The following is a 16,037-nucleotide window of genomic DNA, read 5'->3' on the forward strand; positions in this document are numbered from 1 at the left end:
CGCTTGTTTTCTCGAACTAGAACTCCCTGTATTGACTTGAAAGGCGCATTATCGACTCCTAAATCACTGGAATGATAATTAATTTTTATTTAACATAAAGCTGTATATAATATTATTATTACATATATAGTTTTGTTAAATAAAAAATATTTTAAATAAATCCATGTATTTTAAAAATAATTTATAAATTAGTCTCGGTTTATCTAATGAACTAATTACCAACACGTCAAACTTATTTATGAAATCAATTATCCAACATGTGGGCATCAGTGCGTATAAACCATGGTACATTCTCCAGGGCCCTTCCTCCTTTACATCGTATTTAAAAAACCTAAAAAACAATTTACATATCTCAGAAAACGAAAAATATGAACCAATCAGTTAATTTAAATTACATCGCATTTTTATCGGTAGTGGCCGCAATTGGCGGTTTTCTATTTGGCTATGATACCGCGGTAATCTCCGGTACCATTATCCAAGTTTCGACCCAATTTAGTTTGGATACCGTTTCCCAAGGATGGTATGTTGGGTGTGCATTAGTAGGGTCCATCATTGGCGTACTTTGTGGAGGATATTTGGGCGATCGGCTTGGTCGCCGTAAAGCGCTTTTTATTGCAGCCATTTTGTTCGCTGTCTCCGCACTTTACTGCGCCTTTGCTCCAAATTTTCAACAATTAATCTATGCGCGCGTAATCGGAGGAATAGGGATTGGTGTCGTATCTATTATTTCACCCATGTATATTTCGGAGCTTTCGGTACCTCAATATCGGGGCCGATTAGTTTCTTTATATCAGCTGGCAGTAACGATTGGGTTTCTAGGGGCATATCTGGTAAATTATGTACTCCTAAATTTTTCCTTAGAAGGCGGAGCAAATCTACAAGAGGGTTGGCTGCGTTGGATTTTTCATGAAGAGGTGTGGCGCGGTATGCTGGGTATTTCTGGAATCCCAGCCATATTCTTTTTTATCGTCTTATTCTTTATTCCCGAGAGCCCGAGGTGGCTGGTTCTACGAGGGGAGCTTTCGCAAGCTGAAACCGTGCTTACCCGTGTATATCGTTCGAAGTCTGTGGCTGAACTAGAAGTAGCGAAAATTAAGGATGTGCGTAGTAGCGCTGGACAGCAACAGAATTGGAAGTTACTCAAAGAGCCAGGCGTTCGTAAGGCTGTATGGATAGGTGCAGCTATTGCTATTCTTGGTCAGTTTATGGGGGTTAATGCGGTATTGTACTATGGTCCTACAATTTTTGAAAGTAGCGGTCTGTCTGGAGGTGACTCGCTATTTTATCAAGTAATTGTTGGTTTGGTGAATGTACTGACTACGATATTGGCTGTTTTTGTCATTGATAAAGTGGGCCGAAAAAGGCTGGTTTATTTGGGCGTTTCGGCCATGATCTTTTTTCTCCTTCTCATCAGTATTTATTTCATATGGGGTAAAGAAATAGGTTTGCCAAGTGCCTTTATGTTGGTTTGTTTTCTAGCCTATGTCTTTAGCTGTGCGATTTCTATTTCTGCTGTAATCTGGGTGCTACTGTCTGAAATGTATCCTAATAATATCCGCGGTGTTGCCATGTCGGTCGCGGGGCTATCGCTATGGGTTGGAACCTATTTAGTCGGACAGCTGACGCCTTGGCTATTGGTGAATCTTACCCCAGGAGGAACATTTCTTCTTTTTGCGGTGATGTGCGTGCCTTACATGCTCATTGTGTGGAAGTTGGTTCCTGAAACGACAGGGAAATCACTCGAAGAAATAGAACGTCATTGGATACATTAATTAATAGCAGCAAAAAAAATATAAACCTACAATAAATGGATTTTAAAAAATTAAGTGAACAGTATAAAACAGAACTGTTAGAGAATGTTATGCCTTTTTGGTTGAAAAATTCACTTGATAAAGTATATGGTGGATATTTCACCTGTCTTGATCAGAAAGGTGAAGTGTTTGATACCGATAAGTTTATGTGGCTGCAGGCGCGTGAGGTTTATATGTTTGCCTCCTTGTACAATAAAGTGGAACAGAAACAGGAGTGGTTAGATGCTGCCGAACATGGAGCTACTTTTTTACTTGAGCATGGTCATGATGGGGATTTTAATTGGTACTTCTCGCTGGATCGAAAAGGGAACCCACTGACGCAACCCTACAACATCTTTTCCTATACGTTTGCAACAATAGCGTTTGGACAACTCAGCTTAGCGACTGGAAACCCATATTATGCTGAGGTAGCGAAGAAGACATTTGATATTATTCGCGCTAAGGTTGATAACCCAAAAGGTCCTTGGAGTAAAATAGTTCCCGGAACAAGAGACCTCAAGAACTTTACCCTTCCGATGATCCTGTGTAATCTCGCACTGGAAATAGAACATCTTTTGCCTCCTGCGTTATTGGATACATTGATTGAAGAATGTTTACATGAGGTGCTTCATGTCTTCTACCGACCGGAGTTGGGCGGTATTGTGATCGAGAATGTGGATAAGGATGGTGCTTTATCTGATACGTTCGAGGGACGGCTCGTTAATCCGGGGCATAGCATAGAAGCTATGTGGTTTATAATGGATCTGGGAGTTCGTTTAGAGCGGAAAGAATTGATCGAAAAAGCGGTTGAAATTACCTTAAATATGGTGAAATATGGTTGGGATCATGAGCATGGTGGTATCTTTTATTTCTTGGACCGATTAGGGCGACCACCACAGCAATTGGAATGGGACCAGAAACTATGGTGGGTTCATGTGGAAACGCTAATCTCTCTCATAAAGGGATATCAATTAACAGGTTCGAAGGAATGTTTAGCTTGGTTTGAACGTGTCCACGATTACACCTGGACGCACTTTAAAGATACCCAATACCCCGAATGGTTTGGTTATTTAAATCGGCAGGGGGAAGTGCTCATCCCATTAAAAGGAGGGAAGTGGAAAGGTTGTTTTCATATTCCACGGGGACTTTATCAATGTTGGAAAGTGTTGGAGGAATTAGCGGAGAGACCCTCTTCGTAAAGTAAGAATAGTACATAAAAAGAACTAAATCTGTATACCTATGAGACAATTAAAATATATATTTCTTGGTTGCGGCTTGTTGCTGTTGCAGTGCGCTACTGTTATGGTAAAGGCGCAAGATAAGACCAAGGCAAAATCCATGTTTTCTTTATCAAAAAAAGTTCTCTTGGATAAAATTAAAGGCGGTTGGGCAGGACAGACGATTGGTGTGACTTATGGATGGCCGAGTGAGTTTATTTATCAAGGAACTTTTATACAGGATTATGAGAAGATTCCATGGGAAGATGATTATATCAATAGAGCGATGCGGGAATTTCCGGGCCTGTATGACGATGTCTATGTGGATTTGACTTTTCTAGAAGTATTTGATCGCTTAGGGTTAGAGGCTCCAATCGACTCTTTTGCCCAGGCATTTATAGGTAAAGAATATGAGCTCTGGCACGCCAATCAGGTGGCTCGTTATAATCTGAGAAATGGTGTTCCGCCTCTAGAGGCAGGGCATTGGTTACATAATCCGCATGCCGATGATATAGACTTTCAAATAGAAGCGGATTTTGCCGGATTGATAAGTCCGGCTCTTCCACAAGCCGCCTCAAGTATTTGTGAACGTACCGGTCGGATGATCGCCTCTGGCGACGGATATTATGGCGGGGTATATGTCGCTAATATGTATGCCCTTGCTTTTAGGCATCATGATGTTGCACGGATTGTGGGCGAAGCGTTAACTGCAATTCCGAAGCCAAGTAAATTTTACCAATGTATTACGGATGTTATCGCTTTCCACAAGCGCAATCCAAAAGATTGGAAAGCTACGTGGTGGGAGATTCAGAAAAAATGGTCTGAAGATATCGGTTGTCCAAACGGTGTCTTTCATCCATTGAGTATTGACGCTAAATTAAATGCTGCTTATGTGGTGATGGCCTTGCTGTATGGACAAGGAGACTTTTTCAAAACAATGGATATTGCCACAAGGGCGGGGCAGGATTCTGATTGTAATCCCGCCACTGCATGTGGAATTATTGGGACAATGAAAGGCTACAGCCAGATACCTGAACCGTGGCTATCTTCGTTAAAGAAAGCAGAAGATAAACCGTTCAGTTTTACAGCGTACGCATTGCATGATATCTATGAAGTCAATATGAAGCTTGCTTTGGCCAATATTGAAAAAAATGGCGGAACACTACATCCCGAAATGGTAGATATTCCACTGCAACATCCCGTAGCAGTGGCTTATGAGGAGAATTTTGCCGGTCATTTTCCGACCGATAGAGTGAAGGTCGGTAAGCGATATGATGATACTTTTACTTTTGAATTTGAGGGTAAAGGTGTCGTTATCAGCGGTCATCTTATTAAAACCGATTCACAGCTGCCCGATCAAACAGCGCAAGCGGGTTTATATATTGATGGTAAGCTGGTGGAGACCGCGACCTTATATACGCAAGCTAATGACCGTAGACCTGAGCTATTTTGGCGTTATCAGTTAACCGATACAAAACATCAAGTGGAAGTTCGGCTTGTAACACCTAGGCCAGAAATCCAACTTTATTTCGGTGATTATTTAATCTATCGTGAAGGACCGCAAACGAAGTAAGATGAAGGGAAGGCTACGTGTATTTTTATTATTCGCGACGTTTATATGTTGGGCGCATATTATGCTTGCGAAATCTGTATCGGGCGTAGTAAAGACTGTAGACGGGCGAGCGGTAGCAGGGGTGAGCGTAAGCGACGGCTTTGCCGTCGTACAGACTGATTCTGAAGGCGCTTATCAGTTGATGACCGCACCTCAGGCAATCCATATTTTTATTACGATTCCAGCTGGTTATTCCATGGGTAAAGCGCGGGGGATCCCTCAGTTTTACCAAGCATTAAATACAGCAGATGATAAGGCGCAGACCTATGATTTTTATGTGCAAAAAACAACATCAGATGAAAAGCATGCTATGGTTGCTATCGGAGATCCGCAAGTATACAAAGATCGCGATGTAAGGGTATGTGATTCCTATATGGAGGATCTTATGCAGCATGTCAAAACCTCTTTGCCCGGATTGCCGGTGCATGGGATGGTGCTTGGCGATATCACCGGCGATAAGCCAGCCTTGCTGAATCCGGTCAAGGAACTTTTTGCCCGCACATCTCTTCCGTTTTTTTATGTGAAGGGAAACCACGATCTGGAACTGGGCACACGAAGCCATGAAACGGCATCCGTTTTGTTTCAGGCAAACTTTGGGCCGACTTACTATTCTTTTAATCGGGGAAAGATCCATTACATCGTGTTGGATGATGTGTTTTATCTCGGTAAAGGGGCTTCGTATGTTGGTTATTTGTCGGAGGAAGTGTTAGCATGGTTGCAACAAGATTTGAAATTTGTAAGCCCCGGTAGTACGGTTGTTGTGGCTTTGCATATTCCGACAAGCACCGTGTATTTCCGAAAGAACGATGCACAACAGGTGCTGCAGAACGCGGCAGTTCTATATGCCATACTCGCTAATTATCGTGTTCACATTATTTCAGGACATACACATTTACATGATCATCATCATCCGGCGCCTAATATTTGGGAGCATACACAAGCCTCGGTTTCCGGAATTTTTTGGCAAGGACCCGAGTGTGCGGATGGTACACCGCCCGGGTATACCGTGTACCTCGCAGATGGAGATGAATTAAGTTGGTATTATAAGGCCATTGGTTCTCCAGCAGATATACAATTTAGGACTTATCCTGTAGGAACGAATCCTGAACGAATGGAGGAAATTACAGCTTTGGTGTGGAATTATGACCCCCATTGGAAGGTGGTATGGTATGAAGATGGTATCTACATGGGAGATATGGAAAATTATGTAGGTCGAGATCCGCAGACCACGGCAGATATTGTGAAAAATAAAAGCAGCTATGATTACAGCTGGATTTGGACAACCGAGACTAATCATCTGTTCGCTGCAAAACCTAAAAAAGTAAACAGTAAAATCCAAATCGAAGTGCAGGATCGTTTTGGGAAAAAATATACAACATATGTACAACACAAAAAAGATTAAAAGGTCGTTAACGGTCTTATTTATGCTTTTTCTAAGTTCCGTATTGCATGGCCAAGTGGTTACTCATCGTTACGTTACGTTAGACAATTATCGCATTCCGCTTGCGAAAAAAGGGGCGGTCATTGGACGGGTAATAGCTGTAAATGATGCTAAAGTAGCACGTGTGAAGCTTATACATGATACGTCAAAGCTTTTTAATGTTTCCGAGGATGGTGTCATCCGGCTGCGTAAAGGGCGTGCCTTGTATGCAGGGAAAGGGGGGCATGCGTTTGGTATTACCTTACAAATCTCGGGGAAATCGTATCCATTTGAATTGGTGAAGGATGAGTTTTTGACCAACAAAGTGATAGCGCACCGTGGAGCATGGCGAAAAGTTGGGGTAATGCAAAATTCTATCCGTTCGTTTCAGCACGCAGTAGAACTGGGATGTGAAGGATCTGAATTTGATGTCTGGCTTTCGGGAGATGGCGTTGTCGTACTATCACATGATCCACATATTGGTGGGCTGACTGTGGAGGAGTCGACAGCAAAAGATCTATACGCTTCTACGTTATCAAATGGCGATCCGGTTCCTTCTCTAGTTGAATTTATCACCATAGCGACGAAACAGAATAAAACCAAGATGGTCTTGGAGATAAAGCCTTCTCCGACTGGAAAAGCATTGGCATTAGCAGATTCTGTCATCTCTATTGTTCACCGCATGAAGGCGCAGGCTTACATAGAATATATCAGCTTCGATTATGCGGTTCTGAAGCGTATTCGCGAATTGGATAAATCTGCGAAGACCGCATACCTCTATGGGGATAAGACGGTTGAGGAACTGAAGAAAGATGGGATAACCGGTCTGGATTACGATTTCTATAAATATAGAAAAGATACCGAATTGGTGGAGAAAGCGAAAAGGCTAGGCTTAACTACCAATGTATGGACCGTGAATGAAGAACAAGAGCTTTTGAAGTATTTGAGGAGTGACGTAGATATGATTACCACGGATGAACCCGAACTGCTGCTCCACCTAATCAATCAATTAAAATAATGAAACATAGTAACATGAAGAATCTATTTTTTTTAGGCCTTATTTTATGGCTTTTCTCACCATCAGTTTTGCATGCTAAGGATGGTATTTCCTTGACTTTGATACCACCCTCCACGATTACCAATAAGGTTGATCTGGACATTCGTGCCGGCTTGCGCAATGAAGAGGAGCGTAGCAAGGTCGTAGAGGTACGTATCTACTTGCAAGAAGAGAAGTCGGAAAGCCTGTTGCATTTTTCCAAAAAAGAAATACCTCCAGGTAAGGCCTACGAAGTAAAACATGTTTTACCAACAACAAATCTTGTCGGTAAAAACCGGGTTATCTTAACGGTAACGGACGGGAAACGAACGTACCGTGAAATTAAAGATATTGAAGTATTGGATTCAGATATTCGATCAACGCGATTAATCGACGGCGCTTGGGCAGGCATTTACCATTGGAGCGAAACCGAAGGAAAGCACTGGAATAAAGATATCCAAAAGATGACCGATGCACAGTGGGGAGAGATGGTACAGGGGATGCATAAATTGAAAATGGATATTATCGTTATCCAGGAGGTTTTTCGTCAGGAGGAATATGTGGGCAAGCATCAAACGACAGTCGAAAATTATACTGGAAAAGCCTTTTATCCCTCGGATATTTATCCTTCAAAGATGCCGATTACAGCACATGATCCGGTAGAAGCGATGCTCGCGGAAGCGGACAAGTTGAATATGCATGTTTTCGTTGGTGTAGGGATGTTTGCCTGGTTTGATTTTACGAAAGAGTCTTTGGAATGGCATAAAAAAGTAGCAAAGGAGCTGTGGGATAAATATGGGCATCATCGCTCTTTTTATGGATTTTACGTTTCGGAAGAAAGTGGAGGGAATTTGGATAACTGGGAACAAACGGAAGCCAAAAGGATGCAACGAAAAAATGAAATCGTTAATTTCTTTCGGGAATTTAAAGCCTACTGTAATGATATAGCACCCGCGAAGCCGATTATGCTGGCAACGAATAGTATGCAGGTGCCACAAGGTCTTGATACCTATCCCGCTTTATTACAAAACCTAGACATCCTTTGTCCATTTGGTTTTGCACGGATGCCAGAAGGTGATTTAACAGACAAAGAGTCAGCGGATTTATTGCAGTCGTTATGTGACGCGGCAGGATCCCATTTATGGTTCGATTTGGAGACATTTCTGTTTAATGAAGATCAATCCTTATACCCACGCCCGATGGAAGAAATCATTCATGACCTTAACTTGTTTCAGAATTTTGAAAAAATTCTGTGTTATCAATTTCCTGGGGTGTTTAATGATCCTAAAATGTCGATCCGTATAGGGGAACCTCGAACACTGGATTTGTTTCGCGATTATCAGCAGTATCTCAAGAAAATCCTTAACACCCAGAAAAGCAAATAAGAGCCTTTTTCTTAATCTTTTACGGCTAATTATCCGTGTATGTTAACTGCGTATGAAGTTATGCTTAAATAATTTATTTTGCTCTTTTTGTATTTTAAAAAAAAATAATATTGTGCATCTATTTTAAAATAAATATTAATAATATGAAGATTTTGTACACCTACTTATTAACTACCAAACTAATCTATGAATCCATTTAAACAAAAACCAGGACAAAAAGAACGGTACCTTCGGCGAAAGCTATTTTCGGGAAGTATGCTCTTTTTAGGTATGGTCTCTTGCATCCATGCAAGAGCTCAGGTACAGCAATCCCGTATTGAGGGAGTTGTTCGTACAACGACAGGGCGTCAACCGCTAGAAGGTGTGACGATCCGTGAATCAAGTAAAAACAGGGTCTCGACAAATCAGAACGGACACTTTGCGTTGACGGTAGACAAGGGAAAGGTACGCCTGCTGTTTACTGCGGTGGGTTATGTGAGCAAAGATACTGTGGTGGGTGTGAACGGGACGCCGCTTGAAATTCTCTTGCAGGAGGATAAAGGTACCTTAGAAGAAGTTATCGTTGTCGGATTTGGCAAGATGAAAAAGGCTAGTGTTACCGGTGCAATTTCACAAGTACAAGGTAAAGATCTACAAACAGGACCTACAGGAACCCTGTCTGCTATGCTTCAGGGGCGCTTACCAGGATTGGTGACGCGTCAGGCGAGTGGCCAGCCAGGATCCGACGGAGCATCCCTGCTTGTGCGTGGCTACAGTACAACAGGAGACAGTAGTCCATTGATTATTGTGGATGGTATTGAACGTAGTTTTCCACAGATCAATCCGGAAGAGGTGGAAAGTATCTCGGTGTTAAAGGATGCATCAGCAGCCATCTATGGGGTGCGTGGTGCCAATGGTGTTATTTTGGTAACCACCAAACGCGGGACAACACAGAAACCAACGATCAATTACAACGGTTCGTATGCGTTAAGCACCAATACTTCTTTTCCCAAGTTTCTCAATGGTCCGGAATATGCCACGTGGTACAATAAGGCACAGGAGCTGGATGGGGTAGCCGAAACGGCGAGACGATTTAGTGCGGCCGATATCGATAAGATTACCAATGGTGATCCGGATGGGAAATATGCCAATACCGACTGGTTTGGTTTGTTATTTAAAAGTAGCGCCCCAACGATGACCCATAATCTGTCCTTAAATGGAGGAGGTGATCGCGTACGTTACTTTGTTTCTGTTGGCGCATTTAACCAGGATGGTATCATTGATCGTACCGCCTATGATCGCTATAACGGCCGTGTTAATTTAGATGCTGATATCTTGGACAACCTCAAGTTGTCGGTCAATGTTGCATATAAAGATGACAAGCGAACCGAGCCAGGACTATCTGCAGGTTTAGGAAATAGCTATGCTTCTATCTTTGCACAAGCCATGATGTCTTATCCGTTCTTACCTACGCACAATGCTGCGGGGGTTCCGGTGGGAAGTTTTAATGGGGGGAATGGTAACCAGAATCCGTTGGCTGCACGCGATTTTTCTGGTGAAAGTAATTCCCGTAATAGCCAGTTGCAAAGTAACCTGTCGTTGGAATATGAAGTGCCTGGCGTGAAGGGCCTTCGTTTGAAAGTAAATGGTGCTTTCGATAAGGGGTATACCATGAAAAAGTCGTTTCTACTTCCGTATCAGTTGGATGTGTATAATAATTCAACCAAGCAGTACGCAATGGCGTGGGCACGACATGCGTCAGCTGGCGTGGCTACACTTAATCAGTGGTTTACGGATTCGTGGCAGAAGACGATGCAGTCCTCTATCAGCTATGATAAGAAAATGGGGCAGCATAGCTTCAATGGTTTACTTCTTTATGAATATCTACGTACAGATCAGAGTTCTATGTCGGGCGGACGTCGTGGATACACGATTACCGACATCATGGATTTAAGTTTTGGAGAGGAAGTTATCAACGATCTTGTAAAAGGCGGGCATGGTATGAGTAGCCGTGCAGGATACTCTTTCCGTTTTAATTACGATTATGCCAATAAGTATCTATTGGAGGTATTGGGTCGCTATGATGGATCGGAAAAACTTCCGGCGAAGTCACGTTGGGATCTATTCCCTGCAGTATTGGCTGGCTGGCGAATTTCTAATGAGCCATTCTTTAAACCGCTCACATCGGTCGTTAATGACTTGAAATTACGTGCCTCCGTAGGTAAGCTGGGAAATGACCGTATTGCAGATTACCAATATTTTAGATCGATGTCTCTAGGAGCAAATCCTGTTGTCATGATTGGTAATAACTTAAATAAGGGACTGAATGTGACCACGGTGCCGAATTACGATGTGCGTTGGGAAACTGCTGTAACTTATAATGGAGGATTTGAAGCAACGTTGTGGAATGGATTATTGGGCGTCGAAGCGGATGTGTTTTACCGTGTGACTAAAGATATTCTTCAGGGTCAATCCGGTTTGAATCCACCTTCCTTTGGGGGGTACTTCCCTGCTATTGTAAACTCTGGTATTGTAGATGGGCGTGGTTTTGAATTGATAGTAACACATCGCAAGCAGATCAATGATTTCAGTTATAATATTCGGGGTAATGTGAGTTGGTCAAGAAATAAGATTGTAGAGATCACAGAAGATGCCAATATACCAGATCATTTGCGTAAAACGGGACGTTCGATTGGTATGAAGTATGGTTTCTTAGCGGATGGACTGTTCCAATCGCAGGGAGAGATTGACCATAGTGCCCTTTTTGGACCAACTCGTCCGGGTGAAGTAAAACTGAAAGACCTTAATGGCGATGGGCGTATTACCTGGGATCAGGACTGGACTATTATCGGAAGAAGTGATTTGCCTGAGATGATGTTTGGTCTGAACCTTGGCGGTAGTTATAAAAACTTTGACTTCAATGCATTCTTCCAAGGTGCAGCAATCTCTGATGTTGCATTATCGGGAATTTATAGCAGTTCGGGGGTGTATGACAATACCTTTTACACGATGCCTTTTTATCAGGATGGAAACTCGCCAAAGTATTTGGTGGAGGAAGCATGGACCCCTGAAAATCCAAGTGCCAAGTACCCACGCTTAAGTACACAATCAGCACAGAGTGGCGGTAAATTTTCTTCCTTTTGGTTGCGAAATGGTTCCTATGTAAGGTTGAAGACAGCACAGATTGGTTATAATTTGCCGAAGGCTTGGTTGGCGAAAGCGAATATCCAACGTGTTCGTGTACATGCATCGGGCAGCAACCTATTTACATGGAGCCACCTGGATTATCTAGATCCGGAGATGCCAAGTGTCAATCAAGGATACTACCCGCAACAGCGTGTTTATGAATTTGGTTTATCGCTTACTTTTTAACTTCTACGATTATGAAATTTAAATATATCTATTGTACCTTTTCTTTGTTCAGCCTATTGGCGGTTCAAAGTTGTTCCATTGATCCCGAATTAACGGATGTCTATGTGGAACAAGTGGCTTGGAGTAGCGAAGCGAATGTGGAGCTGTCGCTCAATAAGTTTTATCCACTTGTAGGACAAACTTATTACACCTCACATGTGAATCAAGATGCGTATGCCGATATCTTAAAAAAGAATACGCCGAACGATGAGATCAATCTATTGGTATTGGGATCGACAACGATCACACCCGGAGCAAATGCCCTAGATAACTGGGCCTGGGGTTATACCTGGATTCGTACCTGTAATGAGTTTTTGGACGGATTACAAAAGAATGGACAACACTTACCGAAAGAGTTCTACCAGCGCGCCGAAGCAGAAGCCTTGTTTTTTCGAGGGTATGTCTATTTTGAATTGGCGAAACGCTACGGTGCCCGGGTGATTCTATACAATGACTTAAATGATGGCGTTGCTCGTCCATTAAATACACCGGAGGAGGTATGGAACTTTATTGCTGCTGACTTGGATAAAGCTGCGGCTCAGTTACCGGTAACCGTTTCGGCCAGTAACCGTGGTAAATTAACGAAAGGAGCGGCCCTTGGACTGAAGGCACGCGCGATGCTATATGCACAAAGATGGAAAGCTTCTTCCGATGCCGTGGAAGCGTTGCAGGCATTGAACCTTTACGATCTTTATCCCGATTATGCAGAGTTATTTAAACAGCGCCGTCGGGAAGCGAAAGAAAATAAAGAAAGTATCCTTGAGTTTGGTTATCTGGCACCAAACTTTAAGTACTCTTTTGATTACTTCTTTGGTCCGCCTTTAGATGGAGGATATGCGCAAATTAGTCCGACGGATAATCTGGTGCGCGAATACCAAATGGCGGATGGTACAGATTTTAGTTGGAGCAATACGGCACATGCGGCGAAACCTTACGAAGGACGAGAGCCACGGTTTTATGCGTCGATATTGTATAATGGTGCGCCTTGGAAAGGACGGACAATGGAGACATTTGAAGGATCTAAAGATGGCTATGCGATTGGTGGAGGTACAACTTGTACCGGTTATTACCTACGAAAATTCTTTGATGAAAAGCTAACCGATTTGGGACAGGGAGAATTAACGTTTTACTTTATGCGGTATGCGGAAGCATTGTTGATCCAAGCAGAAGCGTATGCGCAGCAGGACCGATTGACCGATGGAGCAGAGGCGCTGAATAAGGTGCGTCGCCGCGCTGGATTTACAAAAGACTTAGCCGCAACAAATAGGACGCATTTATTGAATTTGATTCGTCATGAACGGATGGTGGAACTGGCATTTGAAGGACATCGCTTCTGGGATCTGCGCCGTTGGGGGTTAGCGACAACGGTGTTGCACGGAACGCATGTCGACGGTGTTAAGATCACGAAAGGAGCACAAGGTACCTTTACGTATCAAATTGTAGATGCTGACAATAAACGTACGCGTGTCTACCCTGAGAAATATAATCGGTTCCCTATTCCGCTCACAGAGATTCAGCGGAATGCGAAAGTGGAACAGTTTGATGAATGGAAGTAATCTAAATGTGAAGCAATGAAAACAAGTATAAAATATATCTTTATCGCATTTCTGGCGGTTACACTGGCCGCATGTCAGAAAATTGAACTACGAAAGGATAATAAGTTTGATAAAGGACTGTTGGATTTTATGTTAAGTATTCCGGGACAGTCCACGGAATATAAAGCGCGGACAACAGGGCCATACAATGATGGTGATACCGTGTATGTCGAAGTCCCGACAACGGAAGAAGAACCCGTCGATTTGTCTCAGCTACGAGCGTCGGCGAGTTTACAAAATAATGCGCATATTCAACCGGCTCTGACTGGAATTATGGATTTTACAAAACCATTGGACGTTACGGTAACTGATGGGGATGGAAATGTGAAACGTCATGTTATTAAGGCCGTCGCTGTACTTCCGCGTACGACATTTAAAAAGTTATGGTTCAATACCGCCGAGAAAATCGGTGTGTTGCGTACCAACATTTCAGGTCTGGCTGTTGTGAAAAACCATATCTTGGTGGCCGATTTTTCGGGGGGTAGTATGGCAGCCGATGTTGGCGTGCGTGTGTATAATGCGGATAATGGTAGTTTTGTGAAGATTATCGCACCGCCAACAACCTACTGTATGCAGGTGGTTGCAGATGATGCGGACCATTTCATCGTTAATCGATATAATATTTATTCTGCCGGACTTATGCTCTATTATTATGAGGATATCGATAGTCAGCCAAAATTGATCTTGAATTACACCGCCGCCGCAGGTGCGCCAAAAGAGATTGGACGGAAGGTGTCCGTCATTGGAAACCTGAAAGAAGGTAAAGCTTTTGTATACGCAACGGCACCTGCTGTAGACAATCAGATTTACTATTGGGAATTTGAAAATGGGGTTGCCAAGAGTACGACGCCAACGGTTATCCGATACGCTGGAGCCGATCCTTGGACATTTGCAACTGTTCAACGAAAGTCGTTAGATACTAATTCAGATCACTATTTAACATATTGCAACTATCTAGGAACAGATCCAAATAGAGAGAAAGGGAGTCGTTTTGTGCAGTTTTCACCAACAATGGATGTGAAAACAATGGCAACATCAAATCACTATTATAAAATAATGGATTTCGAGGTGTTTACCATCGACGGCAATAAGTTTATGGCCATGTTGACACAGGGGTATTTTGCTTGGGATGCCACGCATATAAAAGTATATGATATAACAGATCCAAATAAGATGGCATTGGTCGCTGAATCAGGTGGTTATCGTGATTTTATGCTCTTTGAATCAGATGCGTATGGCGGTACAAATTACAACCGCTATGGCGACCTTGATGTACGAGTTATTGGCAAAGATATTACTATATTTGCTACGATGGCGACCGATAATAAAACGACTGCCGGCGTAATGGCATATCAGATGCGCTATAACCGTTAAATCAACCAATAAACTATTTCTTTATCCTGCAGCTCGGAAAAGCTGCAGGATAAAGTCTTTTCACTTTGTTATGATGTATATTAAAATTACAACGATTCTCTTGTTTGTTTTTTGTAATCTAAGTTCGTTTGGACAGTATAAGAAAACACAAAAAATACCTGCTAATGCAGCTGCAATCGCTTATTATGGTCGTACAATAAATACGCCCAATGGAGAAGTGACCTTTGATTGGCCTGGAACTTATTTCGAATTTGTACTGACTGGAGAATCGTGTTGGATAAAGGCATCGGATAAAGGCGAAAGCTTCTATAATGTGTTTGTTGATCATAAATTAACGCAAGAGATACGTATTGCGGGCAAAGATACGGTAATCAACATCGCGGCGAAGCTGGCAAGAAATAAAAAGCACCTTATTCGTGTTCAGAGAAGATCGGAGGCAGAGTTTGGGTGTACCACCATACAAAATATTATGGTTGACGCAACATCACGTGTCGAAGCAAATCCTGAAAAGAGGAAGCGTTTTATTGAGTTTATAGGTGATTCCTATACCGTCGGTTACGGAACGGATGGTAAAGATCGCAATGAACCATTTTCGGTAAAAACTGAAAATGCAGATAAGACCTACGCTTGTATTTTGTCTCGGTATTTCAACGCAGATTATGCGTTGATTGCACATTCTGGAAGGGGAGCGGTACGTAATTATGGTGATTCGGTCACAACGTCTAAACATACGATGCGCGATTATATGAGATACACGCTCGATAGTGATCCATCTACAATATACACATTTACACAGTACAAACCGGATTTGGTTGTTGTAAAGTTGGGCATCAATGATTTTTCAACCCAGCCGCAGCCTTCGCAGAAAGAGTTTACGGATGCTTACAAGAGGATTATTGCGCAAGTACGAGAAGGATATGGTCCGGATGTACCTATTCTATGTGTCGCTCCAGCTGTAACTGGGCCGGTGAAACCGTATATCGACAGTGTATTAGTTGATTTGAATGATCCTCACTTGTTTGCAACAGCTTCGCTTCAAGGAGTGATGAATTTCGATTCGGATCTAGGAGCCGGTTGGCATCCTGGTTTTTCGGGACATCAGAAGATGGCGCTTTTTATAACACCATACGTATCCACCATAACAGGTTGGCCGCTTGTTGACAAAGCGGTTAAATAAAACCTAAAGTCAGAAAACTCTCTGTAAAGAGGGAACTTAAT

10 protein-coding genes are annotated in these 16,037 nt (G+C 42.7%); all 10 read left to right on the forward strand.

The genetic code is table 11. The annotated features are described in order from the left end of the window. Window positions 1–368 precede the first annotated feature (368 nt). The 10 genes from B9Y69_RS02130 to B9Y69_RS02175 all read left to right on the forward strand — a co-directional run bounded on the left by B9Y69_RS02130 (window position 369) and on the right by B9Y69_RS02175 (window position 15,996). Window positions 369–1,772: a sugar porter family MFS transporter gene (locus tag B9Y69_RS02130; protein ID WP_085471352.1), complete on the forward strand. Its 1,404-nt coding sequence runs from the start codon at window positions 369–371 to the stop codon at window positions 1,770–1,772. A 35-nt stretch (window positions 1,773–1,807) separates the two neighbouring features. Then, the gene (locus B9Y69_RS02135) at window positions 1,808–2,989 is read left to right on the forward strand and encodes a n-acyl-d-glucosamine 2-epimerase (protein WP_085471353.1); all 1,182 of its coding nucleotides are present in this window, start codon (window positions 1,808–1,810) and stop codon (window positions 2,987–2,989) included. Between the two features lie 40 nt (window positions 2,990–3,029). Beyond that, complete coding sequence (locus B9Y69_RS02140; RefSeq protein ID WP_085471354.1) at window positions 3,030–4,580, forward strand: ADP-ribosylglycohydrolase family protein; 1,551 nt, start codon at window positions 3,030–3,032, stop codon at window positions 4,578–4,580. A 61-nt stretch (window positions 4,581–4,641) separates the two neighbouring features. Next, window positions 4,642–6,021, forward strand: coding sequence for a calcineurin-like phosphoesterase C-terminal domain-containing protein (locus B9Y69_RS02145; protein ID WP_159451791.1), 1,380 nt, complete (start codon window positions 4,642–4,644; stop codon window positions 6,019–6,021). Window positions 6,022–6,043: 22 nt separating this feature from the next. Continuing rightward, complete coding sequence (locus B9Y69_RS02150) at window positions 6,044–7,057, forward strand: glycerophosphodiester phosphodiesterase family protein (protein ID WP_200811731.1); 1,014 nt, start codon at window positions 6,044–6,046, stop codon at window positions 7,055–7,057. A 14-nt stretch (window positions 7,058–7,071) separates the two neighbouring features. Next, window positions 7,072–8,460 (forward strand): DUF4434 domain-containing protein, encoded by a 1,389-nt coding sequence (locus B9Y69_RS02155; protein WP_085471968.1) that lies wholly within the window; start codon window positions 7,072–7,074, stop codon window positions 8,458–8,460. A gap of 186 nt (window positions 8,461–8,646) precedes the next feature. Then, window positions 8,647–11,811 (forward strand): SusC/RagA family TonB-linked outer membrane protein, encoded by a 3,165-nt coding sequence (locus B9Y69_RS02160; protein ID WP_200811732.1) that lies wholly within the window; start codon window positions 8,647–8,649, stop codon window positions 11,809–11,811. A gap of 11 nt (window positions 11,812–11,822) precedes the next feature. After that, the gene (locus B9Y69_RS02165) at window positions 11,823–13,406 is read left to right on the forward strand and encodes a RagB/SusD family nutrient uptake outer membrane protein (protein WP_085471356.1); all 1,584 of its coding nucleotides are present in this window, start codon (window positions 11,823–11,825) and stop codon (window positions 13,404–13,406) included. 15 nt (window positions 13,407–13,421) lie between these two features. After that, window positions 13,422–14,819: a DUF5018 domain-containing protein gene (locus tag B9Y69_RS02170; protein ID WP_085471357.1), complete on the forward strand. Its 1,398-nt coding sequence runs from the start codon at window positions 13,422–13,424 to the stop codon at window positions 14,817–14,819. A gap of 70 nt (window positions 14,820–14,889) precedes the next feature. Beyond that, window positions 14,890–15,996 (forward strand): SGNH/GDSL hydrolase family protein, encoded by a 1,107-nt coding sequence (locus B9Y69_RS02175; RefSeq protein ID WP_085471358.1) that lies wholly within the window; start codon window positions 14,890–14,892, stop codon window positions 15,994–15,996. Window positions 15,997–16,037 lie beyond the last annotated feature (41 nt).

Origin of the sequence: Sphingobacterium psychroaquaticum, from assembly GCF_900177625.1 — a bacterium.
Taxonomy (GTDB): domain Bacteria; phylum Bacteroidota; class Bacteroidia; order Sphingobacteriales; family Sphingobacteriaceae; genus Sphingobacterium; species Sphingobacterium psychroaquaticum.